Source organism: Xanthomonas hortorum (assembly GCF_011305375.1).
In the GTDB taxonomy this organism is placed as follows: domain Bacteria; phylum Pseudomonadota; class Gammaproteobacteria; order Xanthomonadales; family Xanthomonadaceae; genus Xanthomonas; species Xanthomonas hortorum_E.
In genome coordinates, this window is the sequence record NZ_VCME01000009.1 from 84,706 (window position 1) to 110,984 (window position 26,279).

Below are 26,279 nucleotides of genomic sequence, written 5' to 3' on the forward strand. Positions count from 1 at the left end.
TGCGCGGATTGCCCGCCGTCATCGCCCTATGTCGCCATTGGTTATTGAGGATCACATGCTCGAACTCTACGGAAAGCCGACCTCGATCAATGTGCGCAAGGTGCTGTGGCTGTGCGAGGAATTGGCGCTGGACTACACGCTGCACGCGTATGGCAGCGGGTTTGCCTCGGTGGACACGCCGGCGTTTCGCGCGCTCAATCCCAACGCGCTGGTGCCGGTGCTGCGCGATGGCGATCTGGTGCTGTGGGAATCGAACACCATCTGCCGGTATCTGGCGACGCGCAGCCAACGCGACGATCTGCTGCCGAGTGCGCCCGCCGCGCGTGCCGTGGTGGAGCAATGGATGGATTGGCAGGCCACCGAGCTCAACAACGCCTGGCGTTACGCGTTCATGGCGACGGTGCGTGGCAGTGCGGCGCATACCGATGTGCAGGCGATTGCAGCCAGCGTGCGCGAGTGGAATCGGCACATGGCCATCCTCGACGCACAGCTGCAGCGCGGCGGTCCGTTCGTACTCGGGGCAGACTTCAGCCTGGCCGATATCGTGTTGGGGGTATCGACGCAGCGCTGGTTTGCCAGCCCGATCGAGCGGCCGGTGCTGCCTGCGGTGGCCGCGTATTACGCGCAGCTCGGAATGCGCGCCGGGTTTCAGCGGCATGGGTGTAATGGGGTGGCTTAGGGGTGCTGGACCTGGCCGGATCGCATCATGTTGTGGGTGGGGAATACGCAGCGATCAGGCAGCGATCGAGCTGATGCTGCGTCGCCTGTCCGTACCCTCATCCGGCGCTGCGCGCCACCTTCTCCCGATGGGAGAAGGAATCAAAAGCCCCTCTTCCATCGGGAGGGGGGTTGGGGTGAGGGTACGGCTTCACGGAATCCTTTCAGAGGCCGTCAAACCCCGTCCATAAAAGTAGCAACCGCTCCGCGCCACTCCAAACAACATCACCACCGATAGCATTGCTGCGGCGCGTTGGGCGACACTCGCGCATTCTTTTGGTTCCTTCGAGGTCCGCATGTCGTCTTGGCTCAGGCGCAAATCCATCGATCAGGTCACCGTGCACGAGGCTGGCCGGCAACTGGTCCGCAGCCTGAGTTGGCCGCATCTGATCGCACTCGGCATCGGCGCGATCGTGGGCACCGGCATCTATACGCTGATCGGCGTGGGTGCGGACAAGGCCGGCCCGGCGGTGCTGTTGTCGTTCGTGGCCGCAGGCATCGTGTGCGCCTGTGCGGCGCTGGCGTATGCGGAGATGGCCACCATGATGCCGGCCGCCGGCAGTGCCTACACCTACAGCTACACCGCGCTCGGCGAGAGCATCGCCTGGGTGGTGGGCTGGAGTCTGGTGCTGGAATATTCGCTGGTGGTGAGCACGGTGGCGGTGGGCTGGTCGGGCTACTTTGTCGGCTTCCTGCAATGGTTGGGGGTGGAGCTGCCGCACGCATTGGTGGCCGGGCCGCACGCCGGCGGCATCGTCAACCTGCCGGCGGTGGTGATCACCTTCCTGGTGGCCGGCATGCTGATGGCCGGCACCAAGGAGAGCGCCACGCTCAACGCAGTGCTGGTGGTGTTGAAGATCATCGCGCTGGGCGTGTTCGTGGCGATCGCGCTGCCGGCGTTCGATAGCGCCAACCTGCAGCCGTTCATGCCCTACGGCTTCTCCAAGGCGATGGGCCCCGACGGCGTGGAGCGCGGGGTGATGGCGGCGGCGGCGATCATCTTCTTCGCGTTCTATGGCTTCGATGCGATTTCCACGGCGGCCGAAGAGACCAAGAATCCGGGGCGCGATCTGTCGATCGGCATCGTCGGTTCGATGATTGGCTGCACGCTGATCTATGTGCTGGTGGCGTTGTCGGCGGTGGGTGCGATGAGCTTCACCGTGTTCGGCAAGAGCCCGGAGCCGTTGGCGTTGATCCTGCGCGAGCTTGGCCACGGCAAGGCGGCGTTGGTGATCGGTGCGGTGGCGATCATCGCGCTGCCCACGGTGCTGCTGGCGTTTCTGTACGGGCAGAGCCGCATCTTCTTTGTGATGTCGCGCGATGGCCTGCTGCCGCGTGGCTTGTCCAAGGTCAGCGCGCGCACTGGGACGCCGGTGGCGACGACGTTGTTTACCGCGGTGCTGGTGGCGGCGTTGGCGGGTGTGGCGCGGTTGGATGAAATTGCCGCGCTGGCCAATGCCGGCACGCTGGCGGCGTTTACCGCGGTGGCGGCGTGTCTGCTGGTGCTGCGCGTACGCGAGCCGACGCGGGCGCGGGCGTTCCGCACGCCGGTGGCGTGGGTGGTGGGGCCGGTGGCGATCCTGGGCTGTCTGTATCTGTTCTGGAGTCTGCCGAGTACGACGCAGCTGTGGTTCCTGGTCTGGAACGTACTGGGTGTGGTGGTGTATGTGGCGTACGGAAGGCGGAATAGTCGCTTGGGGAAGGTTGGTTAGTCCCTTCTCCCACCGGGAGAAGGTGCCCGTAGGGCGGATGAGGGTCCGGGCGAAGCCTCATGTCATTCAACTTGGTAAGTGGCTTTGCCCCGTACCCTCACCCCAACCCCTCTCCCGCAGGGAAAGGGGCTTTCATCCGTCGGCCTGATGCTTGCGGTTACTGCGCGGCTGCAGGAGTGGCACAGAACGAGATTGGTAATGCGTCCGCTTGCGTGCCCCAGCCTTGGGTAGGAGCCTGCTTGATCAGCGCAAACGACAGCGTGCCGCCCTGCTGCAGTTGGGCCCAGTCCAGGAACACCTGGCGCTGCGGTGTGCCGTTGAAACGCACGCCCTCCACATATTGCAGCGCGCGGCCATCCGCACCGGGGGCGTCGATGCGCAGGCGCTTGCCGTTACCCAGGTCCAGCGTCGCGTGCTTGAAGCGCGGGGCGTGCAGCAGGAACTCGCCGCTGCCCGGCACCGCCGGATACAGGCCCAGGGCGCTGAACAGATACCAGGCCGACATCGTGCCCAGATCGTCGTTGCCGGTGACGCCGTTGGGGGCGTTGGTGAACAACTGCTGCGCGGCGCGCACCACGGTGGCGGTCTTCCATGGTTGGCCGATCAGCGTGTACATCCACGGGGCATGCAGGTCGGGTTCGTTGTTGGGGTTGTAGCGGTACTGGTTGTAGTAGCTGTAGGGGCCGACCACCCAGTGCGTGCGCGCAGCAGTGAGTGGGTCTTTGAGCAAGTCGTCGTAGGCGAAGAAGGCGTCCAGCCGCTTGCCGGCCTGTTCGCTGCCGTGCATGGCCTGCAGCATGCCGGGGATGTCCTGCTGCAACAGCCACTGGTATTGCCAGGCGGTGCCTTCGTGGAAGCCGTGCTGCGAGCGCGGGCTGTAGTGATCGTCCGAGGGCGCGTACCAGCTGCCGTCTTCCAGACGTGGGCGCGGAAACCCGCTGAAGCCGGTGTCGGCATCGCGCACGCTGGCGTCCCAGACGCGGTGCCAGTTGCCACCGCGTTGGCGTAGTTGCGCGCTGTCGTCGCCGTGGCCGAGCGCTTGCGCCATCTGCGCCAGCGCGCAGTCGGCCAGTGCGTATTCCAGCGTGGCCGAGCCGCCGTGGTGCGGGTCCACGTCCATGCCCTTGGATGGGAAGGCGCGGTCGTACTGCACGAAGCCGTTGGCCAGGTAACTGGCATTGCCGGAGCGGCCGGAGTGGCGCGAGTTGGTCGGCGGTTGTTCGAAGGCGTTCTGGCGCAGCGCTGCGTAGGCCTCGGCCTCGTTGCCCTGCAGCGCGCCGAAGCGCCACAGGTCGACCAGGAACGGGGTGACCGGGTCGCCGGTCATGATGTTGGTGTCGTAATTGGCGTAGCCCCAGCGCGGTAACCAGCCGCCTTGCTGGTGGATGGCCAGCAGCGAGCGGCCGATATCGCGTGCGCGCGCCGGTTGCAGCAGGGCCAGCAGCTGGTTCTGCGAGCGGTAGGTGTCCCACAGCGAGAAATATTCGTAGTAGGTCCAGCCGTCGGCGCGGTGGATGGCATCGTCATAACCACGATAACGGCCATCGGCGTCGCTGCCGGTCAGCGGCTGCAGCAGGGCGTGATACAGCGCGGTGTAGGCCACGGTGCGGTCGTCGGCGCTGGCGCCGTCCAGCTGCAGGCTGGCCAGTTGCTTGCGCCAGGCCTGTTGCGCGCGTTGGCGCATCTGCTCCAGGCCCAGCAGCTTGCCGCCCTGCCTGCCGTCGGCGCGCAGGTTGTTGCGTGCACCTTCGGCGTCCACGTGCGAGATGGCGCTGACCACGGTCACCGCACGTGCGTCCTTGCCCTTGCCCAGCGGGAAGCTGAGCCAGGCGCCGTTGGGCTTGAGTTCGCCGCCCATGCTGTGGCGCGCATCGGGCACGCCGCCGTCTTCGCCCCAGACCCCGTGGGCGGTAAACGGGCGGTCGAATTCCAGCCGGAACCAGGTGGTGTATTCGTGGCCGCCGCAGAAGCTTTGCGTGGTCAGTTTGCCTTCGACCACGCGGGCGCCGATCACTTGCACCTGGCTGCCGATCACCACATGGCGGTCGTTGGCCTGGCCCAGGTTGACCAGCACATGGCCGGTGTCGGCGCCGGGGGCGAAGGTGTAGCGTTCGGCGGCGGCGCGGGTGAGCGCGGTGGCTTCGGCGTCGATGCCGCCGTAGTCGGTCAGGCGCACCTTGTAGTAGCCGGCCTGGCCGATCTCGCCATCATGCGTGTAGCGGGCGGCGTAGCGGGTCTGGTCGAAGGCCTTGGCATCGCCGGTATCGAAGTCGCCACCGGGGCCGATGCGGCCGGTGACCGGCAGCACCGAGACCTGCCCGCCCTGCTCCCAGCAACCGGCGCCGGACAGAAACGAATGGCCGAAGCCGCGGATGCTGGGGTCGTCGTAGCGCCAGCCGGCGTAGTGCGCGCCGATCGGGCTGACCTGGACCAGGCCGAACGGGGCCGAGGCACCCGGGAAAGTGTTGCCGTCGTCCTTGCTGCCGATGAAGGTGTTGACCTGCGCCGGATCCTGCGCGGCCAGCGGTGTGGACACCACCATGCCGAGCAGACATAGGCCGGCGGCGGCGCGGCGCCAGAATGGCGCCGGAGCACCCTGCGAGACGGAACGATTGGACGGGACTGCAGAGAGCATGCAAGACACCTCGGGGGAGAGGGCGACCGGAGCCGCAGGTGGAGGATCCATGTCGACCGCTGCATCACCCAGCGATCGACGCACAACGACTGCGTTCGAGCAACGACCTTCAGCGCGATCGCGATCTCGCGCCCGACTGGCTTACTTGGATCGATCTAAATTCGATGCGGTCACAGCATATGTGTCGGCAAAGATTAAGCATTCTCGACCATCTGCCGCACACCGCGGCGCAGCAAAGTGTGCTGGCTCTTGCAGTTTTGCGGGTGTTTTAGACGTGTTGAAGCGGTCTGTTGCGCGCGCTCGGGGGCTGCCGTTCTGAGGCGTGCCAGATGTGCTGACGGGTAAGCCCGGCTTGGGGGTCGATTTGGCTGCGCTGTGAACGTGTGGTTGAGGCGTTCCCTGGGCGTGTTGCGCGTCGGGGGGCCGGACCCTCACCCCAACCCCTCTCCCGGGGGGAGAGGGGCTTGGTTCCTGCAGGGGTTCGGTTCCTGAGGAGGCTTGGTGCCTGGGGGCTTGGTCGCTGGGAGGGCTATGTCTCTGGGAACGGCTCGGTTTCTGGGTGAGCGCACGGCGTAGCCGCGTGCGCTCCAGCTTGCCCATAAAAAAGCCCGGTCAGTGACCGGGCCGGGCGACGCTGGCGTGGCGGCGGGAGGGGCCGACGCGCCGGTGACGCAGTTGCTCAGATCCAGCGCATGCCTTCGAACGGGTTCCAGCTGGTGCTGCCTTTGACCTTGTCCAGGTAATAGGCGTAGTTGGCGATCATGCCGGTCAACAACGACAGCGGCAGCCACAGCACATTCTGAAACGCGGCCGGCAGGAACGAGGCCACGATGCTCAGCACGAGGCTGATGCCGATCAGGCTCAACGCCTTGCGCCACAGGCCGATGATGAAGAAATAGATGACGCCGAAGAAGAAGGCATAGAAGTTCATGCCGACCTTGACCTTTTCGCCAAACGGCAGGGTCTTCAGCGCCTCCTTGTAGGCCGGCTCCTTGGGGCCGCCGTGACGGTCGAAGAAATCGAAACGGAACTGCCACTTGGGACTGAGCTGGGTGCGATCGAAGGTGTCCATTCCAAACCATGTAGTTGAAAACGGTTACATGATAGGCGATCGCGTATTCATCGGCACGCGTTTCAGCCCTCCAGGCCTTGATCTGGTGGCGGATCAGTCAGCTTGGCAGCGCGGGCCAGCGCGACCGCTGATCGATGCTAGCGCTGGTCGCTCAGGCCGCTGCCACGGCGTGACCGGCGCAACGCGTACAGCGAGCGGTCGGCGCGATCGACCACCGCCGCCAGCGCCTCGCCGTCATGCCGCAAGGCGGTGCCCAGGGTGAACTGGATCGGTGCGTCGGCGCTGGCCCCGACGTAGTCGCGCGCCAGGGCGTCCAGCTGCGGCTGGGTGGGCTGGTGCAGCAGCACCAGGAATTCATCGCCGCCCAGCCGGACCAGACGGTCCTGGGTGCGCAGCGGCTGGTTGAGGAACCACGCCATCTGCACCAGCACCTCGTCGCCGCGCTGGTGGCCGTGGGTGTCGTTGACCAGTTTGAACTTGTCCAGATCCACCACGATGCAGCCCCAGCGCACGCTGGGGTCGCGCTTGTCCAGTTCGTCCAGGAAGCGGCGGTTGTAGCAGTTGGTGAGCGGGTCGGTGAACGACCATTCCAGCAGCTGTTTTTCCTGCTGGTACTGGTTGGTGATGTCCTGGGCATGCGCCAGCACGATGGTGGCCTCGGAGTCGATATCCAGCACGTTGCGGTACTGCCAGTGGCGCAGGCTGCCATCGCTGGCCACCAGCTCGATCACCCCGGCATCCTGGCCGTCGAGCACCATGCGCGACAGATAGCCCTGCAAGGCGGCATGCCGCTCGGGGCGCACGAACTCCTGCAACGCGCGGCCTTCCATGCCCTCCACCTGGCGACCGAGCGAGCGCGCTGCGGCCGGGTTGATGCTGATCAGGCGGCCGTCCATGTCGTGGGTGCAGATCAGGCCCAGGCTGTACTGGAACATGTTGCGGAACTTGCGTTCGCTGGCGGCCAGCGCATCCACTGCGCGATGGCGGTCGGTCACGTCCTGCACTGCGCCGATCAGGCGGGTGCGTCCGTCCACATGCTCCACCGACCCGGTGCTGTGCACCCACAGGCGCCGGCCGGTGGCGCTGATCAGCGGCAGCTCCAGATCCCAGGGCGTGCCGTCGCGCACGCAGGCGTCGACCGCCTCGGTGATCACCGCGCGTGCCTCCAGCGGGTAGAAACCGATCCCCTCGTTCAAGGTCGGTTTGTAGCCCGGAGGCAGATCGTGCAGGCGGCAGGTCTGATCCGACCAGGTCAGGGTGCCGCTGGCCACATCCACTTCCCAGCCACCCACCCCGGCGACGCGGCCGGTGCGTTCCAGAAACGCCTCGCTCTCGCGCACACGCTGTTGCAGTTGTTCGTTGGCGGCCTGGCGTTCCAGCATCACGCGGCGCTGCTCCAGGCCTTCGGCGGCGACCCTGGCCAACTGCTGCAAGGCCTGCAGCTGCGCCGGCTCCAGCGCGCGCGGGCGCTGGTCGATCACGCACACGGTGCCCATGCGCAAGCCGTCGGGCAGCACGATCGGCGCGCCGGCGTAGTAGCGGATGGCGGGCGATTCGGTGACCAGGGCGTTGTCGCAGAAGCGCGGGTCGGCCGGCGCATCGCGCACTTCCATCACCGCATCGCCCTGGATGGTGTAGGCGCAAAACGCCAGTTCGCGTGGGGTTTCGGAGACGCCGGGCAGGCCGATATTGGCCTTCCACCATTGCCGGCGCTCGTCCACCAGCGACACCAGCGCGATCGGGGTGCCGGCGATCGCCTGCGCGGCGGCGGCCAGCGCATCGAAGAACGGTTCGGCGTCGGTGTCGACCACCTGCAACAACGCCAGACGCGCAAGGCGCTCGGCCTCGCTGGCGGTGGATGACACGGCGGTGTCGCACTGATTCAACGGAGAGCTCGCTCGTGCCCCGGGCAATGCGTTCAGTCTAGCTGAGTGGGCATACCTGGCAGGGACTGGCGATGCGGGGTTCCGTGCGCTATCGCACACAGATGCGCGTGCACGCCGACGCTGCGGCCGTTGCGCCACCTCAGTCGATGGCGCTAGTCGATGGCGCTGGCGTCCGTCTTCGCCTCGGTGGCGGCGCGGTCGTCGCGCATCTGCAAGGCCAGATACAGGCGCATGCAATCGTCGGTATTGCTCAGGTCCACCGCGCACAGTTGCTGGATGCGCTGCATGCGGTAATCCAGGGTGTTGCGATGGATACCCAGTACCTTGGCGGTGGGCGCCATGCGCATGCCGGCGCCGAACCAGGCCGACAGGGTCTTCAATAACTGGCTGCGACGTTCCTGTGCCAGCAGGGCCTGCAGCGGCTTGCGCAGTTCATCGGCCTGCCAGGCCTGACGCAGGTCGTCCACCAGCACTGGCAGGCGATAGTCGTCGTAGAAAAACGCATCGGCCTGCGGCGCGCGCGCCTTGCCGATGCGCATGGTGGTGCGCGCGACCTGGTGCGACAGCGCCAGCCCGTTGGGCGGTGGAAAATACTGGCCCAGGGCGAGACGGATCCGCAGCGGGCTGCTGGCGCGCATGCGCTCGAGCAAGGTGTGCGCGCGGCGGCGTTGTTCGCCCACGTCCCAGTGGCCGCGCCGGTCCAGCGCCGGCTTGAGCACCACCAGTTCGTTGAGCGCGGTGGCCGCGATCAGGTTGCCGCGTTCGGGCGTGGACAGCAGCGTGTGCAGGCGCTGCAGCTCCACCAGCATGGCGTCCAGATCCAGGGTGTCGCTTTCCACTTCGATCACGGCGGCCACGCGCGGTAGGTCGAGCGCGATGCCGAGCCGCTCGGCCCAGCCGGCCAGTGCCGGGGTCGGGCCGTCGGCGCGGATCAGGCCAAGCGTGACTTCTTCGCGCAGGCGCGCATCGCGGGCCAACAGGCGCAGCAGGCCGGCCTGTTCCAGCATGGCTTCGGCGGCCATGCGCACCAGTTCGGCCTGTTGCCCGATCCGCTGCGGGTCGCCGGTGAGCCCGACGCAGCCAACGATGCGGCCATCCACGATCAACGGCAGATTCACGCCCGGCCGCACTGCATCCAGTTGCTGCGCCAGCGCCGCATCGATCTCCACCCGGCCCTGTCGGGACAGCACCAGCAGCGCGCCCTCGTGCAACTGGCCGATGCGCGCCGGCTCGCCGCTGGCGATGATGACGCCGGTGTGGTCCATCACATTGACGTTGCCGTCGATGATGGTCATCGCGCGGTCGACGATGGACTGGGCCAGGGTGCGGTCGAGCGTGAGCATGGGCTGGGATCTGTGGACGCGAACGAGGGAGATCACGGTGCCATGGTCGGCGCGTGCATGTTCGACACGGGTGTGACTGTGCATGGTGCGGCGGCGGCGGGTGCTTCTACCGCCGTTGCTGACAGCCTGCCGCACGGGGTTCGACTCGGATGCGTCAGGCGAAGATGCGGCGCGCTGCGACGCCTGCTACCGGCGCGCTGCGCACCCGTCGTGAGTGAGCAGCCGATGTCCCGGAAGCGGTGGCAGTCACGCCGGTAACGCGCCGCGTCGCGCCGTCACCCTGCAGGCGCCAGGCATGTCGCGCGCGCCGATGGGCTGCAGTGGGGCAGGCACGAGGAGGGCCGGCGTGAGGCATCCGTGCGCTGCCGTCAGCGGCCTTCTTCGACTGCAGGCACCTGCGCCAACACGCTGCCCACCTGCAGCGTCGCCGCCACATTGCGCGCGGCGATACGCACGTTGCTGGCGGCTTCGGCCAGCGCCTGTTCCACCGTGCAGGCGCGATGCACCACTGCGAACATCGCATCGATGCCGTGGCCATGCAGCAGCGCGGCGCCGTTGCCCAGGCAGCCGGCAATGGCGATCACCGGCTTGCCATACCGCTGCGCCACCCGCGCCACCCCCACCGGGGTCTTGCCGTGCAGGCTCTGGCTGTCCAGGCGGCCTTCGCCGGTGATGACCAGATCGGCCTGGGCGACCAGCGCATCCAGCCCGAGCGCCTGCGCCACGATCTCCACGCCGGGCCGCAACTGTGCGCCCAGATACGCCACCAACGCCGCGCCCAGGCCGCCGGCCGCACCGCCGCCGGGCAGGTCGTGCAGCTGCACGCCCAGGTCGCGCTGCAGGAGGTTGGCGTAGTGCTGCAGGTTGGTATCGAGCTGGCGCACCATGCTGGGCGTGGCACCCTTCTGCGGGCCGAACACCGCCGAAGCGCCGGTCGGGCCGATCAGCGGGTTGTCCACATCGCAGGCCACTTCGAACTGGCAGTCCTGCAGGCGCACGTCCAGGCCGTCGGTCTCGATGCGCGCCAACGCGGCCAGCGCGCCGCCGCCTGGGCCGATCGGCGCGCCTTGCGCATCCAGCAACCGCACGCCCAAGGCCTGCGCCAGGCCGGCGCCGCCGTCGTTGGTGGCACTGCCGCCGATGCCGATGATGAAGCGCCGCGCGCCGGCATCCAGCGCGGCCAGGATCAACTCGCCCACCCCGGCCGTGCTGGTGCGCAGCGGCGCGCGCTCGGCCGGCGGCAGCAGCGCCAGGCCGCTGGCGGCGGCCATTTCGATCACTGCGGTGCGGCCGTCGCCGGTCAGGCCGAAGAACGCCGGCACCGGGCTGCCGAGCGGGCCGCTGACTGTGCAGGCGATCACCCGCCCACCGGTGGCGGCCACCAGGGCGTCGACCGTGCCTTCGCCGCCATCGGCGACCGGCACCTTGGTGTAATGCCAATCGGGGAACACCTCGCGGAAGCCGGCCTCGATCTGGGTGGCAACCTCCAGCGCAGACAGGCTTTCCTTGTAGGAATCGGGGGCGATGACGATCTTCATGGGGACACTCGCTTGAATGGACGCATCACTGGTTCACCGCGCGCGCCGGCACCCGCAGCACCAGCGCGGCGCCCAGCAGCATGGCCCCGGCCAGCACGTACAGCGCCAGCTCGGTGCTGTGGGTGGTGTCCTTGATCCAGCCCACCAGATACGGGCTGACGAAGCCGGCGACCTGGCCGGTGGAATTGATCAGCGCCAGCCCACCGGCCACGGCGGCGGCAGTGAGAAAGCCATTGGTCAGCGGCCAGAACAGCGGCAGCCCGCTGACCGCGCCCATCGTGGCCAGGGTCATGCCGAACAGCGCCAGCGCCAGGTTGTCGGTGACGCTGGCGGCGATGCACAGCCCGGCTGCGCCCATCAGCAGCGGGATCACCAGATGCCAGCGACGCTCGCCGCGGCGGTCGGCCGAGCGGCCCATCAGCACCATGAACACCGCTGCGGCCAGATACGGGATGGCGCTCATCAGGCCGATCCGGGTCGGGTCGGTGACGCCGCTGCCCTGGATGATGGAGGGCAGCCAGAAGTTGATCGCATACACCCCGCTCTGGATGCAGAAGTACACCGTGCCCAGCATCCACACCGCCGGGTTGCGCAGCACCGCCCCCAGCGAGGTGGAGGCGCCGGCCGGCTTGCCTGCTTCGTCCTCGGCCAGCGCGCGGGTCAGTGCCTGTTTCTCCTGCGCATCCAGCCAGGTCGCCTGCTGCACGCCATCGCTGAGCAGGAACCACACCCCGATGCCCAGCAGCACCGTGGGCAGGCCTTGCAGCAGAAACATCCATTGCCAGCCGGCCAAACCGCCCTGCCCGGCCGAAAAGTGGCTGAGGATCCAGCCCGACAACGGCCCGCCCAGCACGCCGGAGATGGGGATGGCCGACATGAAGACGGTCATGACCCGGCCATGCTGGGCGCGCGGAAACCAGCGCGTCAGATACAGCACGATGCCGGGGAAGAAACCGGCTTCGGCCGCGCCGGTGAGCAGACGCAGCGTGTAAAAACCGGCCGGGGTGCGCACGAACATCAGGCAGGTGGAGAGCAGGCCCCAGCTGACCATCATGATCGCCACCCAGCGGCGCGCGCCGATGCGCTGCAGGATCAGATTGCTCGGCACCCCGCAGGCCAGGTAGCCGATGAAGAAGATGCCCGCGCCCAGCCCGTACACGGTCTCGCTCATGCCTAGGTCGCCGAGCATCTGCAACTTGGCGAAGCCGACGTTGACCCGGTCCAGGTAATTGAACAGGTAGCAGACGAACAGGAACGGGATCAGCCGCCACAGGATCTTGCGGTAGGTCGGGCCCATACCGTCGGGGGGCGGCAGGGGCCGGGTGGCTTGGGTCATCGCACGCTCCAGCAGTCGGTGGGCCAACCGGTGCGCGGTGCGTTGGCACCGGCACCACACAGGGGTCGGCGCATTCTAGTTGGAGCTTTTTCCCGGAAGCATCGTCAGGATGCTGCCTGTCCATGGGCAGGTGGGCGCTGATTTTTGTGCAAATGCCCAAATCCGCATCAAGCATCTCGGCATGTGCCGGGCTCGGAGCGCCACGGCGACCATGCTGCTGGTGCAAGGCTGGCCGCCCCGATGCAGCGCGGCCACCCGGCCACGTAACCGCCTGGCCGACAACTAGCGCTGACGCACGCCGCGCGCCCCGATCAACCAATCCGGCGAAGAAGCCCGCAGCGGCAGCGCGCCTCTACCCCAGCCCGGCGCCCCATCGCCAGGCCCGACGCAGCACCCAGCCCTCCGCACGATGGACCGCCTTGGCTCTGCGAATCCCGAATCCCGCCTGCCGAATCCCGGCACCAGGTGCCCTACCGATTCCCCACTCCCGATTCCCGATTCCCCGCCGCATACGCCTGCGCCTGGCCCATCAGCCGCAACAGGTTGCCGCCCCAGATGCCGGCGATCTGCTGTTCGGTGTAGCCCTTGCGCAGCAGCCAGGCGGTGATGCGCGGGAGCTTGGAGACGTCTTCCAGGCCGACCACGCCACCGCCGCCGTCCCAGTCCATGCCGATGCCCACGTGCTCAGGCCCGACCAGCTTGAGCACATGCTCCAGATGGGCGAAGAAATCCTCTTCGGTCGCCCGCTTGATCGGGTAGCGCGCATCCAGCTCCTTGAGTGCGGCGCTCAGGGCGGTGCCGTCGGCGATCTTGACGTGTTCCCAACCGCCGTACTGGTCGGTCAGCGCCTTTTCGGCGGCCTTGCGCTCGGGGCTGGCGCCGCTGTCGACCAGATAGCCGCCATAGGAATTCACCTGGATCACGCCGCCGTGCTGGGCCAGCACCTTCAAGCGCGCGTCGTCGATATTGCGCGGATGGTTGAAGACCGCACGCGCACCGCTGTGCGAGAGCACGATCGGCACCGGCGACAGCGCAATCAACTGATCGAACACCGCATCGGAGGCGTGCGATTGATCGATCACGATGCCCAGCGCCTGCGCCTGCTGCACCAGTTGCTTGCCGGCCGGGCTCAAGCCCTTCCACTCCGGCCCCTTGGGGTCAGTGGCCGAATCGGCGAACTCGTTGTTGAGAAAATGCACGGTGCTCATCAGGCGCAGGCCTTGCGCGTAATAGAAGCTCAGCAGCGTGGGGTCGGCCACCAGCGGGCTGGCGTTTTCCATGCTGATGTACACCACGCGCTTGCCATCGGCCTTGATGCGCGCGGCATCGGCTGGCGTGGTGGCGAAGGCAAAGCGCTGCGGTTGCGCGGCCAGCAGCGTGTGGATCTTCAACAGCCGCTGCAGGCCGGCATCGCGATCGCGCAAATGCGCCGCCGCACTACGATCGCCTTGCCCGGTGTAGACCGCCCAGAAGCCGCCATCCAGCGCGCCTGCGAGCATGCGCGGGTAGTCCACCTGCGACAGCCGGTTGCCGGCATGCGCCTGCAACACGTCGAAGTCCGGGCGCTCCAGATTGGCCGGCGTATCCAGATGCGAATCCAGCGTGACCAGGCGCTGTTGCAAGGCGGTGGCACGCGCCAGCTCAGCCTTGGAAAACTCCAACGCGTGGCTGGGTGCAGCCACGGCCAGACTCAGGAAGATGGCGGTGCACAGGCGGTGCAAGGTCATGGTAGCTCGCAGAAGGTGGGGGATGGATCGATCATAGCCGCGCAGGGATCGGCCGATCTCTGCGCAGAACGCGGGCGCGGGCCGCCGCGATGCGCAGTCGCAGACATCAGCGCCTGCAACCACGCACCAACGCGTCACTTGCGCTCGAAGAACTCGTGATAGGCCTTGGATTTGCCTTCCGGCGACTTGCCCACGCCATTGCGGATCAGCGTCTTGCCGTCGGCAGAAAACGTCCAGAACTCGCCGACGATCACGTCGTCGTCCTTCATCTTGAGGATCTGGTAGGTATCGGCACCGGTCTTGCTCACCGCGATCTGGTTGAAGCGCGCCTGCTCGTTGAGTGGGCTGGGTTTGCCATCGAGCGTGGTGACGTAATCGACCTTGTACGGGGTGGCCGGACGGGTGGTGTTGATGGAGTGGTATTCGATGCGGTTGTCGGAGAACTGCACGTTGATGGTCAGCCGCATGCCTTTGGGAAACTTGCCGTCGCTCCAGTTGGATTTGGATTCCACCAAGGTCCAGGCTCCGTCGTGCGGGTCGGCAGCGAATGCGCTGGAGGTGGCGGTCAGCGCCGCGACGGCGAACAAAGCGGTGGTCAGAAAGGTGCGCATGGGCAGTGTCCTTGGATGCGAGTAAGTCAGGCGATGATGTCGGGGAGTAATTTCAGGGCGATCGTCAGAGAGCGATGATCAGAATGCGGTGCGCGATTCCAGGTGCTGTTCGACCTGTTCGCGGGTGGTCCACAAGGTGCGGAACTCCCCCTTAGATAGCAGCTGTAGCTGGTCGCTGATGTGCCCCGAGCCGGGCTGGCTGGCATTGCCGTAACTCATCAGGCCTTTGGCCTTGAGCGGGGTAGAAAACTCCACCAGCGACACCCAGGTTTCGCCGTGTTGCGGCAGGCGTTGGCCATCCGCATTGGGTGGGTTCCAGGTGATCACATCGAACGCGCCGAGGTTGCCGAAACCGCCGCGGCCGGGCACATCGACCTCGCCCAGATGGAAGCGCGAGACCTCGCCGTAGGGCCGGTCGAGGGTGCCATAGGTTTGTTTGGTGCTGGCAACGGCCTGCTTGAGCTGACGCAGCGCCAGCGCCGGGTCCTTCAAGCCGCTGGGCGTGGTGAGCGGCGCGGCCAACGACCACGGCGTGGCATAGCCGGCCTGCGAGAGGTAACGCGCATCGCCGGTGAACAAGCGCGCCCATTCCTCGAACAACAGCGCGCCACGGCTATCGGTTTCGAAGTGGCGGTCCCAGGCTTTGAGCACGTTGATCGCGGCGGCAATGTCCGGGTCGGTACTGTCTGCGGCGGCGGCATACAGCTGCGGCAACGTGCGATCGGCCGCCAACGCCTGCGCAGTGCGCTTGAGCGCGACAAACTGGTCGAAGTCGATCTTGTCGTGTTCGGCCAGCATCTTCACCGAGTTCTGTGCGCGCAACGACATCGGCCCCAGCGGTGCGAAATACGCGGGAAATGCGCTCGGTTCCAGCACGCGCGGCCAGCTCGCCAGCCACGGCGGGTCGTTGGTGTTCTGCACGAAACCGCCAGCCGGATTGATCACCTTGGGCAACTCGTCGTAGCCGTGCACCTCGTTCCATAGCGTGGACGCGGTATCGCCCGGCACCAGCCCGCTCCAGTACTTCAAATCGCCCTGCGCATGCTTGGGCAGGATGCCGTTATCCAGAAACAGCACGTTGCCGGCCTTGTCGGCGTAGACGATATTGAACATCGGCACCTGCAGCTGTTTCAGCGCGCGCTGGAACTGCGCAAAATCCTGCGCCTTGCCCATGTCCCAGTACTGCTTGAGCATGTCGGGACGATCCAGGCCAGCCACACGCAATGCCACGGTGGCTCCGTCGTAGCGCTCGAACACCGGGCCGTGCACGCTCTGGCGAATTTGCAGCGCCTCTTCCTTCAGCGCGCCATCGGCCTGGCGGATCTTCAGCGTTTTGGTCTCACGCTTGAACGGCAGCACCTTGCCGTCCAGCAGATAGCCATCGCCCGATAACGTGAGTTTGTAGGTGGTCTGGCCGAGCAAGGTATTCACCGTGTTGGTGAAACCCAGCTGCTTGTTAAAACCAAAACGCAGGATCGGCAAGCCCACCTGCGTGGCGCCATACAGATCGACGCCCGGCCCGTTGAGATGCGCCTCGTAATAGGTGAAAAAACCGCTGCCCCAGGGCAGATGCGGGTTGGCCAGCAGCATGGCGTGGCCGTCGCGGGTCTTCTTGGGCATCAGCGCCCAGGCGTTGGAGCCGTCGCGCGCCTGGCCGTCCTTGGGCGGCTCGCCCAGCACTTTTGCAGGCGAGGCGATGTAGACGTAATTCATCAGCCGGTGCGCATGCGCCACCACGTCCACGCCGGTGATCGGCAGCACCACTTTGACCTCTGCGTCCAAGGCCTCCGGGTGTGCGGCGGCGTAGTCGTTGATGCCCTGCGCGAATGCATCCAGATCGGCGCGAAAGCCCGGATCCTGCCGCCGGTACCACTCCTGCGCGCGCGTGTAGACATCGTTGGTGGCCAGCCAGCGATCCTGTTCGATGTATGTGTCGCCCCAGTATTCGGCGGCGCGGCCGCGCGCTTCGCCGTAGAGATGCAGCAGCAAATTGCCGTGGCTGTGCGTTTGCGCCCAACCGAAGCCGTAGAAGGTGCCGGCCTCGGTCTTGGCGTAGACATGCGGCACGCCGTAGCGGTCCCACAGGATCTCGCCGGTGTCTTTATCACTGCTGGCGAGCACCGCCATCGGCGCGCATGCCAGCGCGATCAGCAGCGCTGCGTGAGTAAAAACGCGACGCGCATGCGCCCGTATCAAAGAAAATCGCGGCACTGGATCACTCCTCAAAAGGTGTACGTCAACTTGGTGTAGTAGGACCCACCGGTGAAGCCGTACGGCACGCTGGTCACATAGAAACCGCTGCCGGTGCTGGCGACCGCGCCGATGTTTTTCGGGTATTGGTTGAACAGGTTGTTGGCGCCGAGCGTCCAGGTGATGCGATCGGACAGTGCGTAGGACGCCTCCAGATCGGTGATCCATTTGGCCGGCACGTGCTCGTCGTTGGCCGGGTTGTTTTCCAGCACGTCGAAACTGCCGAAGCGGTTCACGCGCACGTTGAGCGCGAAGTCGCCGATCACCCAATTGCCGCCCAGCAGCAGCTTGCTGCGCGGGGTACGCGACAGATAGCCGCGCGAGGCGCGGTCGAACAGTTCGTAGCCGGCGCCCAGCGAGTCCAGTGCGGCCGGGTTGTCGGCGATGCGGGTGATCTCGGTTTTGTTGTAGTTGTAGCCCAGGTTCCAGTTGACCCGACCCCAGTCGCCGGCCTCCATGCGCCAGGTCGCCACCACGTCCACGCCTTCGGTGCGGGTGTCGATGGCGTTGGTGAAGTACTGCGCGCTGTCGACCCCGGACACGCCGGCGCGGGTGAGCAGGTCGGTAATGGCCGCACCGGTGATGTAGCCGGTCATGCCGATGCGATCGTCCAGATCGATGCGGTAGGCGTCCACGGTGAGGCTGAGCGCACGCGAGGGATTGTAGGTAAAGCCGATACTGGCGTTGGTGGATTCTTCCGGCTTCAGCGGTTCGGCGCCGAGTGCGAGCGCGGCGGGGGAATCCACCGGCAGCGTCTTGGCCAGGAACAACTCGCGATCGCCGTTGTCCAGCGTGCGCCAGCTGCTGTTGGTGGCCGCGTACAAGGCCTGTGCCAACGCCGGCGCGCGGAAGCCGGTGCTGGCCGCGCCACGCAGCGCGAAAGTAGGCGTGATGGCCCAGCGCGCGGTGAACTTGCCCACTGCGGTGTCGCCGGCCGAATCGTCGAAGCGCTCATAGCGGCCGGCCAGGCCCAGCGACACGCTGTCGGCCACGTCCCAGGTCAGATCGACATAAGCCGCGCCGCTGTTGCGATCCAGGCTGCCGGCTTCGTCGGGCTGGAAGGTGATCGCGCCCTGTGCGCCCGGCGGCGGGGCTTGGCCGGCGCGCGGATGGCCAGCCGGAAACACGTAGCTGCCAGCCGCATACGCCGCCTGCTCGCCGGCCTGGATCTGGTATTTTTCGTAGCGGTGCTGCACGCCCAGCGACACCTGCAACGGGCGCTCGGCCAGCTGCAGGCCGCGGGTGATGTCCAGGCTGGTGGTCCAGTCGGTGGAGGTCAGCTGGCCGAGATAGAACTCGGTGGGGCTGGCAGGGCCCAGGCTGGCATTGAGCGTGTGCAGCCCGTCGCGTTCGGAGGCGTTGCTGCCGTAGCTGGTGGCCAGGTCCCAATCCCACTCGCCCCACAGGCCCTTGATGCCGGCAGTGAACTCGTAATCGGTCTCGTCGATGCGCAGGCGCGGGCTGTACCCGTCCGGGTAAATTTCCTGCAGGGTGTTGTTGGCGTTGGGATTGCGGAACGACCATTCCAGATCGCTCAGGCGGCGGCTGTAGGTGGCGTAGGAATAGCCGCGCAGGTCGCCGCCTAGACCGAGTTCGGCGTTGTAGGACAGGTTGGCGCCCTTCTGCCAGGGCTGGCCGAAGTTGCGCGTGATCAACCGGTCGGTGGTGGCCTCGCGCGGGTCCGGCTGGCCGTTGACCGGGTAGTACAGCCGGTAATTGTCAGCCACCGGCACTGCACGGTTGGAGGTCTGTTGATAGCGGGCGTCGGCGGCCAGATAGACGAAGCCGTCGCTGCCCAGTGCCAGGCCCTTGCCGATGCTGGCGCTGCTGCTGTCGCCATCGGCGCGGTCGATGTTCTGGCCCCACAGGATGTCGGCCTTGCCGCCGTCGGCATCGGACTTGAGAAGGATGTTGATGACGCCGGCGATCGCGTCCGAGCCGTATTGCGCGGCGGCGCCGTCGCGCAGCACTTCGATGTGGTCCACCGCCGAGACCGGGATCAGGCTCATGTCTACCGGCACCGAACCGCGCCCGACGCTGCCGGCGATGTTGATGCTGGCGGTGCGATGGCGGCGCTTGCCGTTGACCAGCACCAGGGTGTGATCCGGGTTGAGCCCGCGCAGCCCGCCAGTGGCGATCACATACGAGGTGCCGTTGCCGGATTTGGCCGGCGCATTGAACGAGGGCACCAGATCGTTGAGCGCCGAGAGCAGGCCCGGGCGACCGGTCTTTTCCAGTTCCGCCGCGCCGATTACATCGATCGGGGTGGGGCTTTCGGTGACGGTGCGCTGCACGCCGCGCGCGCCGGTGACCACCACCGCGTCCAGATTGCCGACTGCGGCGTCTGCGGGCGGCGCGGCGGCGGGTGCGTCCACTTGCGCATAGCCCACGCCGGGATGGCCGTGCAAGGCGGCGGTCATCGGCTGCGCCGAGGCCAGCGTGATGCGCTCGCCGTCGTCTTCGACCACGCTCAATCCGGTACCGGTCAGCAATTGCCGTAGTGCCGCGCGCGATTCCAGCGTGCCCTGCACGGCCGGCGTGCGCACCTGCTGCAGATACTCGCCCGGCGCCACGATCTGCACGCCGGCCTGCCGTGCGAACTCCGGCAACGCCACCACGGCATTGCTCTCCGGCAGCGAGAACGTGCGCCCCTGCGGTGAGGCGGCCAACGCATGGCCCGCTGCCATCATCGCCACGGCCGTGCCGATGGCCTTGCTCAAACGCCTTGTTGCTGCCTGCATCACTGTTCTCCGCGGGCGCGCGTGCGCCGCTGTTTGATCGCTGTCACGGTTGCTGTCTGGCTCCCCTGTGTGTTCGATGCGTCGCCGCCGCTTTTCCGCCATGGACATCGCATCAGGTGACGCACGGCCATGCACATCACTGCGCGAATGCCCCGCGCAGATGGATGCCGCCACGGGTGTGTTCGATCTGCAGGCCCATGCTCAGTGCGACAGAGCGCGCGAAGCCTTCCGGATCGTTGGCCGAGTACAGGCCGACCACGGTGCGTCGCGCCACCGCGGGGTCGTCGATCAGGATGCGCATGTCGTTGTAGCGGGCGAATTCGGCAGCGGCCTGCGCCAGCGTGTCGCCATCGAAGGCGATCATGCCGTCGCGCCAGACCAGCAACTGCTGCACGCGTTGCGCATCCAGCGGCTGCAGCTGCACTGCCCGCGTTGGGCTGACCATGGCCAACATGTTCGCTGTCACGCGTTGCGGTGCGCGCTGGTCGGCATCCACGTCGACGGTGCCTTCGCGCACGAGGACCTTGACTGCATCGTCCTGCCGGCGGCGCACGCTGAAGCTGGTGCCGACCGCGCGCACTTCCGAGCCAGCCGCCATCACCACGAACGGGCGATGGCGATCCTTGGCCACATCGAACAAGGCCTCGCCGCGCAGCAGCTGGATCTGACGCCGGTCGGCGCGGTACTCCACCACCACTTCCGAGCCGGAGTTGAGCGTCACTGCCGAGCCGTCTGCCAGTGGCAGGCGCAGCACCTCGCCAATGCGGGTGAGGTGATGGCCGCTACCGGGTGTGCCACTGCCCGCCACAGCCTCACTGGGCGTGCGATTCATGCGCATGGGTTGCTGCAGCGCCAGCATGCCGCTGGCTGCGGCGACCACGCTGGCCGCAAGCGCGGCCAACCAGGCACCGCGTCGGCGCGCACGCACGCGTCTGGCCTGGCTCTGTACTGCGAAGCCCTGCCCCAACGCACGCGCGCGATCGAAATGCAGATGCACCGCGTGCGCACGCGCATACGCCCCGCGATGGCGCACGTCTGCGGCCAGCCAACGGTCGCGCTGCGCGCACTCGGCCGGCATGAGCCGGTCGCCGTCCTCGCGTCCCACCCAGGCGGCGGCAATGTCGTCGATGCTGCGCATGCTCAGGTGCCACGCTGCGGGTCGGCCAGGCGTGTGGCCTGCGCGTCGTGAACGGCGGCCGGTGCGGAGACGCGGGTGCGGCCCATGCGGGCCATCAGCAAACGCAATCCCTTCACGATGTGTTTTTCCACGGTGTTCTCGCTGATTCCGAGCCGCGCGGCGATCTCGCGCTGCGACAGTCCATCGACCTTGCGCAGCAGAAATACCTGGCGGCATTTGTCCGGCAGTGCCGACAGCGCTTCGCCGATGCGGCGCAGCTCCTGACCGGCAATGGCGTGGCGCTCGGGTGAGCGCTCGTCCTGTGTGATGTCCAGGCGCTCGATTTCCGCCACGCTCTCGATCGACACGATCCTGGCGCGCCGCACCTGCTGCAGCAGCACCGACTGCGCGGCGGTGAACAGATAGGCGCGCGGGTTAACGATATGACCGACCTCGCCCAGCCCGGCCAGGATCGCGTAGGTCTCCTGGATCACGTCGTCGCAATCGACGGTGCCGGGGGCGTGCTTGCGCAGCCAACGCCGCAGCGCCGGCTCGTGCGGCAGGATCTGCGTCGCCAGCCAGGCGGCGCGCTGGGAATCGATGGCCGGCATCTAGGACGCGGCCTGTGCGGTGCCAGCACGCTGGGGTGAGGACGTCATTGCATTCTCCGAGTGTCGAGCCGATCCCCTGCTCCCATCTCAACGATGGATCAGAAGCGCGGATCCGCCATTGCGTTTGACGGGTGGGCTGGCGTTGTGGCGCTACCCACTGCCGCGATTGCGGCGTGTGCGGCTGTACGCGCTGTCTGCCAGACCGGCTACGCTGCGTGCGTTGGAGCGCGATACGAGGCAGCGGCCACGCGATCGCGCGCGTGCCGGCGTGCGCCACGTACGAAGTGCGCAGCCACGCCGAACCTAGAACCTGAAACCGCAGCCTCTTGCAGGCACCATGCGCCTGCCGCCAGGCATGCGGCGCGCGCTACAACTCGCCCAGCCCCGGCGGATTGGTCTGCGAACGCGGCACCGCTTCCTCGGCCAGGTTCCAGCGCGCCAGCGCCTTGGCATACAGGCCGCTGTCGATCTGCGCGTTGATCGCCTGGGTGATCGCCTCGGCCAGGCCGCTGCCCTTGCGCGTGGTCACCGAAATGGCCGCCGCCTGCGGCCACCCACCGGGGAACAACCCTACCCGGCGCACCTTGCCGTCACGCGCGGCATAGGCGCCGGTGGCATTGGGCTCGAACGAGACATCGGCGCGGCCAGTGATCACCGCCAGCCGCCCCACCACCGCATCGTCGAAATACTGAAACTCCACCGGTTTCAGCCCCGCCGCGACATTGCGCGCATCCCAGTGGCGCAGGATCTGGTCCTGGTTGGTGCTGGCGCCGACTACGACCTTCAAACCGGCCACGTCGCTGGGTTGGGTGATCTGTTTGATCGGCCCATCGCTGCGCGTGTAGATGCCAAGCAGGTCGTAGCGGTAGCTGGAAAAATCGAACTTCTGCTTGCGCAATTCGGTGACGGTGACATTGGCGATCACCGCGTCGTACTTGCCCGATTCCAGCCCCAGCGGCCAGTCCGCCCACGCCACCGGCACCAGATTCAATTGCAGCCCCAGCGCGGTCGCGACCAGACGCGCGATGTCCGGCTCCACGCCGATCACCTGCTTGCCATCGGCGGCGTAATCGCCCAGCGGCAAGGCTGCCGCCACGGTGGCCACGGTCAGCGCGCCGGGTTTGACGAAACGATGGCCGGCCGGCAGCAAGGCGATCGCGGCCTGGTCCGGCGGTGCCTGCAGCGGCGGCAGTTCGGTGGCGGCGGGTTTGCGCGTGGTGGCCTGCGCATCATTGGCCGGCTTGCGCGTCAACAGGATCGCAACGATGCCGATCGCCAGCACCACCACGATGGCGGCGATGTTGAACAGGCGGCGGCGGGACGCGGGGGACTGGGTCATGCGGACATCCTTGAAGAAGTGGTGCCTGGAAAACTCGTGCCTGAAACAGCAGTGCTTGAAATAGCGTTGCCTGGACAACACGTTATCGCTGCGCGGTGTTCTGGCACGGCCGCCAAGGCGCTGCGCGCGCTCACAGCACCTTGGCCAGGAACTCGGCGGTACGCGGATGCGCCGGCGCGCGGAACAAACGCTCCGGCGGCGCGGCTTCGACCACCCGGCCGTGTTCCATGAACACCACGCTGTCGGCCACGCGGCGCGCAAAGCCGATCTCGTGGGTGACGATCACCAGCGTGGTGCCCGAGCGCGCCAGTTCTTCGATCACCTCCAGCACTTCGTTGACCAGCTCCGGATCCAGGGCGGAGGTGGGTTCGTCGAACAACAGCACCTTCGGCCGTAGCGCCAACGCACGCGCGATCGCCACGCGTTGCTGCTGCCCACCGGAAAGCTGACGCGGATACGCATCCAGCTTGTCGGCCAGACCAACACGGGCCAGCAATGCCTGCGCCTGCAATTGTGCCTGTTCTGGCGCGATGCCGCGCACCGCGATCGGCGCTTCCATCACGTTCTCCAGCGCGGTCAGATGCGGGAACAGGTTGAAGTTCTGGAACACCATGCCGATGTCGGCGCGGCGGCGGCGGATCTCCGCTTCGCGCAGTTCGTGCAGGCTGTCGCCGACGCGGCGATAGCCGATCAATTCGCTATCCACGGTGACATGCCCGGCATCCACGCGTTCCAGATGATTGATGGTGCGCAGCAACGTGGACTTGCCCGCGCCGGACGGGCCGATGATGGCGGTGACGCTGCCGGCGGGGAGCTCCAGATCCACCGCATCGAGCACGCGCTGCTCGCCGTAGTGCTTGGTCACGCCCTGGATCCTGACCACCGCACCGCGGCCCACCGCCACCGCATCGGCAACGGCAACGGCATCGACAGCTACCACCGGCTGGGTGGCTGCAACGGCCGAACGCTGCCACCAGCCGCGGCGGCGCGCTGGCAGTTCGCGCAATGCACCGCGTGCAAAACGACGTTCCACCTGCGCCTGCAGCAACGACAGCAAGGTCAGGATCACCAGGTACCAGACCGTGGCCACCATCAGCAGCGGCACCACATCCAGGTTGCGCCGGTAGATCACCTGGATGGTGTAGAACAGCTCCGGCAGCGCCAGGATGTACACCACCGAGGTGCCCTTGGCGAGGTTGATCACATCGTTGAAGGCGCCCGGCAAGATGGTGCGCATCGCCTGCGGCAACACGATGCGGCGGATCTGCCGCACGCGCGGCAAGCCCAAGGCGGCAGAGGCTTCGAACTGGCCCTGATCCACCGACAGAATGCCGCCGCGAATGATCTCTGCCGAGAACGCGGCCTGGTTCAACGACAAGCCCAGCACCGCCGCAGCGAACTGGCTGATCAACGCGGTGGTGGGATACGAAAACAGCGTGATGCCGGTGAACGGCACATCCAGGCTGATGGTGGCGTAGAGATAGCCCAGGTTGTTGAGCAGCAACAACAGCACCAGCAGCGGGATCGAGCGGAACAACCACACATAGCCCCACGACACGCCGGCCAACAACGGCGACCCGGACACGCGCGCCAGGGCAAGCAAGGTGCCCAGCGCAAAGCCGAACAGCGTGCCCAGTGCAGTCAGCAACAGCGTGCGGCCAAGCCCGGCCAGCACCGGCTCGGCGAAGAACCATTCGGCAAACACGTCCCAGCCCCAGCGCGGGTTGCCGAGCACCGATTGCAGCACCGCCAGGATCAGCAGGATCGCCACCAGCGTGCCGCCGGTCTGCAGCGGATGCCGGGCCGGCACGATGCGCGGTGCGCTGCGTTGCTCGCGCGTGGACGCGGCGGCGCGGCGTTCGAGTTCGGGAAGGGTCTGGCTGCTCATGGCGTCCGCGTCGAAAGGGAAGAAGGCCGCAGCGCGCGGACCGGCAGCGGCACCGGCAAGTGCTTTTCGAACGGCAGGTGCAACACGGTTTCCGGATCGGCCTGCTGGTCGTACAGCGCGGCATAGCCGTGGGTCAGATACAGATGCACTGCTTCGGGTTGGCGAAAGCCGGTGGTGAGATAGACGCGCCGGTAACCCTGTCGTATCGCTTGGGCCTCCAGCTCTTCCAGCACGCGCCGTGCGATGCCCTGGCGGCGCAGATCGTCGCGCGTCCAGATGCGTTTGAACTCGGCGGTGTCGGCATCGTGGTGGCGCATGAAGGCACCGCCGCCGATGGTCTGCCCATCGCGCAGCAACAGCACAAAGGCACCGTGCGGCGAGGCGAAGGCTTCGGCCGGATAACGCAGCAACTCATCGCGCGCACTGCCGCCGATGCGGCGGATCACATCGTGATAGCGGCTGCTGTACTCGCGCTCCAGTCCCTCGAACAGCGGCTGCGCGCGCGGGTCGTGCACGGAGGTGTAGAGGAACTGTTCGCTCATGCCGATAGCCGCTCTGCGTCGAGATCTGCGTCTGCGCTGAGAAAGCGCTCGGTCAGCCGCGCCCAGTAGCTGGCGGCCGGTGCGATCACCGCATCGTTGAACACATAGCGCGGGCTGTGCAGCGAGGCGCTGTCGCCATTGCCCACGAACAAGAAACTGCCCGGGCGCTGCTGCAGCAGGAACGCGAAATCCTCGCTCGCGGTCCGCGGCGCCAGCCCGGCCACCACGCCATCGGCGCCGAACAATTCCACGGCGGTGTCCCGTGCGAATGCGGTTTCGGCCGCGTGGTTGATCACGCTGGGAAATCCCAACGGGAAGTCGATCTGCACCTGCGCCCCGAAGCTGGCCGCGATCGCTTCGGCCAACGCCGGAATACGTTGGCGCAAGGTCTCGCGTACCTGCGGCAGGAACGCGCGCACGGTGAGCTTCAAGTCCACGCTGTCGGGGATCACGTTGGCCGCCTGGCCGCCGTGGATCGAGCCGACCGTGATCACCGCCATCTCGCGCGGGTCCACATTGCGCGAGACGATGCTCTGCAACGCCGTGATCAAATGCGCGGCGACCAGCACCGAATCCACCCCGGTATGCGGCTCGGCGCCATGGCCGCCCTTGCCGATCACGCGGATTGAGGCCCAGTCCACCGACGCCATCGCCGGGCCATCGACAAAGCCCAGCCGCCCGGCCGGCACGCCAGGCCAGTTGTGCAAGCCGAAGATCGCATCGACCGGAAAACGCTCGAACAAGCCATCGGCCAACATCCGCTTGGCACCCGAGCCGGTTTCTTCGGCCGGCTGAAAGATCAATTGCAAGGTGCCATCGAAGCGGCCGTGCCTGGCCAGGTAATGGGCAGCCGCCAGCAGGATCGCGGTGTGGCCGTCATGCCCGCAGGCATGCATCAACCCGCGCGTGCCGCTGGCGTAGTCCAGGCCGGAGTCTTCGGTGATCGGCAAGGCATCGATATCGGCGCGCAGACCGAGCCGGCGCGTACCGCTGCCACGCACCAGCGTGCCGACCACGCCGGTGCCACCGAGGCCGGTTGTGACGGTGTAGCCCCACTCCGACAACAGCCCGGCGATGCGCGCACTGGTGCGGTGTTCTTCGAATGCCAGCTCCGGATGACGATGGAAGTCATGGCGCAGCGCGATCGCTTCTTCGGCGAACGCAGCGATGCGAATGGACGGATGCGGATGGGTGCGTGCCGACAATACGGACAT

At 66.9% G+C, this 26,279-nt stretch carries 18 protein-coding genes; 2 read left to right on the forward strand and 16 right to left on the reverse strand.

Features of this window, described 5'->3' with window-relative positions; genetic code table 11:
• Positions 1-55 precede the first annotated feature (55 nt).
• Both FFY45_RS10365 and FFY45_RS10370 read left to right on the forward strand, forming a co-directional pair.
• Positions 56-679, forward strand: coding sequence for a glutathione S-transferase family protein (locus tag FFY45_RS10365; RefSeq protein ID WP_176340370.1), 624 nt, complete (start codon positions 56-58; stop codon positions 677-679).
• Between the two features lie 334 nt (positions 680-1,013).
• The gene (locus FFY45_RS10370) at positions 1,014-2,429 is read left to right on the forward strand and encodes an amino acid permease (protein ID WP_176340371.1); all 1,416 of its coding nucleotides are present in this window, start codon (positions 1,014-1,016) and stop codon (positions 2,427-2,429) included.
• Between the two features lie 157 nt (positions 2,430-2,586).
• Here the strand turns inward: FFY45_RS10370 and FFY45_RS10375 are convergent, their stop codons facing one another.
• From FFY45_RS10375 to FFY45_RS10450, 16 genes are all read right to left on the reverse strand, one after another.
• The gene (locus FFY45_RS10375) at positions 2,587-5,064 is read right to left on the reverse strand and encodes a GH92 family glycosyl hydrolase (protein WP_176340372.1); all 2,478 of its coding nucleotides are present in this window, start codon (positions 5,062-5,064) and stop codon (positions 2,587-2,589) included.
• Between the two features lie 679 nt (positions 5,065-5,743).
• Positions 5,744-6,136 (reverse strand): DUF2628 domain-containing protein, encoded by a 393-nt coding sequence (locus tag FFY45_RS10380; protein WP_074056186.1) that lies wholly within the window; start codon positions 6,134-6,136, stop codon positions 5,744-5,746.
• A gap of 137 nt (positions 6,137-6,273) precedes the next feature.
• Complete coding sequence (locus tag FFY45_RS10385) at positions 6,274-8,022, reverse strand: sensor domain-containing diguanylate cyclase (protein ID WP_176340373.1); 1,749 nt, start codon at positions 8,020-8,022, stop codon at positions 6,274-6,276.
• Positions 8,023-8,174: 152 nt separating this feature from the next.
• Positions 8,175-9,365 carry a sugar diacid recognition domain-containing protein gene (locus FFY45_RS10390; protein ID WP_176340374.1) on the reverse strand — a complete coding sequence of 397 codons (1,191 nt, stop codon included), beginning with the start codon at positions 9,363-9,365 and terminating at the stop codon, positions 8,175-8,177.
• A gap of 368 nt (positions 9,366-9,733) precedes the next feature.
• Complete coding sequence (locus FFY45_RS10395) at positions 9,734-10,903, reverse strand: glycerate kinase (RefSeq protein ID WP_176340375.1); 1,170 nt, start codon at positions 10,901-10,903, stop codon at positions 9,734-9,736.
• Between the two features lie 25 nt (positions 10,904-10,928).
• On the reverse strand, positions 10,929-12,239 hold the full coding sequence (locus FFY45_RS10400) for an MFS transporter (RefSeq protein WP_176340376.1): 1,311 nt from the start codon (positions 12,237-12,239) through the stop codon (positions 10,929-10,931).
• Between the two features lie 470 nt (positions 12,240-12,709).
• Positions 12,710-13,966 (reverse strand): dipeptidase, encoded by a 1,257-nt coding sequence (locus FFY45_RS10405; protein ID WP_176340377.1) that lies wholly within the window; start codon positions 13,964-13,966, stop codon positions 12,710-12,712.
• Between the two features lie 134 nt (positions 13,967-14,100).
• The gene (locus FFY45_RS10410) at positions 14,101-14,577 is read right to left on the reverse strand and encodes a hypothetical protein (protein ID WP_176340378.1); all 477 of its coding nucleotides are present in this window, start codon (positions 14,575-14,577) and stop codon (positions 14,101-14,103) included.
• Between the two features lie 78 nt (positions 14,578-14,655).
• Entirely contained in the window at positions 14,656-16,788 is a 2,133-nt protein-coding gene (locus FFY45_RS10415; protein ID WP_343204096.1) for an acylase, read from the reverse strand.
• An 11-nt stretch (positions 16,789-16,799) separates the two neighbouring features.
• Entirely contained in the window at positions 16,800-19,547 is a 2,748-nt protein-coding gene (locus FFY45_RS10420; protein WP_217902529.1) for a TonB-dependent receptor, read from the reverse strand.
• Positions 19,548-19,704: 157 nt separating this feature from the next.
• Positions 19,705-20,706, reverse strand: coding sequence for a FecR family protein (locus FFY45_RS10425; RefSeq protein WP_176340380.1), 1,002 nt, complete (start codon positions 20,704-20,706; stop codon positions 19,705-19,707).
• Positions 20,707-20,708: 2 nt separating this feature from the next.
• Positions 20,709-21,296 (reverse strand): RNA polymerase sigma factor, encoded by a 588-nt coding sequence (locus FFY45_RS10430; RefSeq protein ID WP_176340381.1) that lies wholly within the window; start codon positions 21,294-21,296, stop codon positions 20,709-20,711.
• Between the two features lie 367 nt (positions 21,297-21,663).
• Entirely contained in the window at positions 21,664-22,635 is a 972-nt protein-coding gene (locus FFY45_RS10435; RefSeq protein WP_176340382.1) for an ABC transporter substrate-binding protein, read from the reverse strand.
• 130 nt (positions 22,636-22,765) lie between these two features.
• Positions 22,766-24,523 (reverse strand): amino acid ABC transporter permease/ATP-binding protein, encoded by a 1,758-nt coding sequence (locus FFY45_RS10440; protein WP_176340383.1) that lies wholly within the window; start codon positions 24,521-24,523, stop codon positions 22,766-22,768.
• A complete protein-coding gene (locus FFY45_RS10445) occupies positions 24,520-25,071 on the reverse strand; it encodes a GNAT family N-acetyltransferase (protein WP_176340421.1) in 552 nt (183 codons plus the stop codon). Before FFY45_RS10445 ends, FFY45_RS10440 begins: the two co-directional genes overlap by 4 nt.
• Complete coding sequence (locus FFY45_RS10450; RefSeq protein ID WP_176340384.1) at positions 25,062-26,279, reverse strand: M20 aminoacylase family protein; 1,218 nt, start codon at positions 26,277-26,279, stop codon at positions 25,062-25,064. The genes FFY45_RS10445 and FFY45_RS10450 overlap by 10 nt, the downstream gene beginning before the upstream one ends.

What these genes read in the sequence shown, in the direction of transcription:
- FFY45_RS10365 (WP_176340370.1), top strand. Translation starts at nt 56, where the DNA reads ATGCTCGAACTCTACGGAAAGCCGACCTCGATCAATGTGCGCAAGGTG.
- FFY45_RS10370 (WP_176340371.1), top strand. Translation starts at nt 1,014, where the DNA reads ATGTCGTCTTGGCTCAGGCGCAAATCCATCGATCAGGTCACCGTGCAC.
- FFY45_RS10375 (WP_176340372.1), bottom strand. Translation starts at nt 5,064, where the DNA reads ATGCTCTCTGCAGTCCCGTCCAATCGTTCCGTCTCGCAGGGTGCTCCG.
- FFY45_RS10380 (WP_074056186.1), bottom strand. Translation starts at nt 6,136, where the DNA reads ATGGACACCTTCGATCGCACCCAGCTCAGTCCCAAGTGGCAGTTCCGT.
- FFY45_RS10390 (WP_176340374.1), bottom strand. Translation starts at nt 9,365, where the DNA reads ATGCTCACGCTCGACCGCACCCTGGCCCAGTCCATCGTCGACCGCGCG.
- FFY45_RS10395 (WP_176340375.1), bottom strand. Translation starts at nt 10,903, where the DNA reads ATGAAGATCGTCATCGCCCCCGATTCCTACAAGGAAAGCCTGTCTGCG.
- FFY45_RS10400 (WP_176340376.1), bottom strand. Translation starts at nt 12,239, where the DNA reads ATGACCCAAGCCACCCGGCCCCTGCCGCCCCCCGACGGTATGGGCCCG.
- FFY45_RS10405 (WP_176340377.1), bottom strand. Translation starts at nt 13,966, where the DNA reads ATGACCTTGCACCGCCTGTGCACCGCCATCTTCCTGAGTCTGGCCGTG.
- FFY45_RS10410 (WP_176340378.1), bottom strand. Translation starts at nt 14,577, where the DNA reads ATGCGCACCTTTCTGACCACCGCTTTGTTCGCCGTCGCGGCGCTGACC.
- FFY45_RS10425 (WP_176340380.1), bottom strand. Translation starts at nt 20,706, where the DNA reads ATGCGCAGCATCGACGACATTGCCGCCGCCTGGGTGGGACGCGAGGAC.
- FFY45_RS10430 (WP_176340381.1), bottom strand. Translation starts at nt 21,296, where the DNA reads ATGCCGGCCATCGATTCCCAGCGCGCCGCCTGGCTGGCGACGCAGATC.
- FFY45_RS10435 (WP_176340382.1), bottom strand. Translation starts at nt 22,635, where the DNA reads ATGACCCAGTCCCCCGCGTCCCGCCGCCGCCTGTTCAACATCGCCGCC.
- FFY45_RS10440 (WP_176340383.1), bottom strand. Translation starts at nt 24,523, where the DNA reads ATGAGCAGCCAGACCCTTCCCGAACTCGAACGCCGCGCCGCCGCGTCC.
- FFY45_RS10450 (WP_176340384.1), bottom strand. Translation starts at nt 26,279, where the DNA reads ATGTCCGTATTGTCGGCACGCACCCATCCGCATCCGTCCATTCGCATC.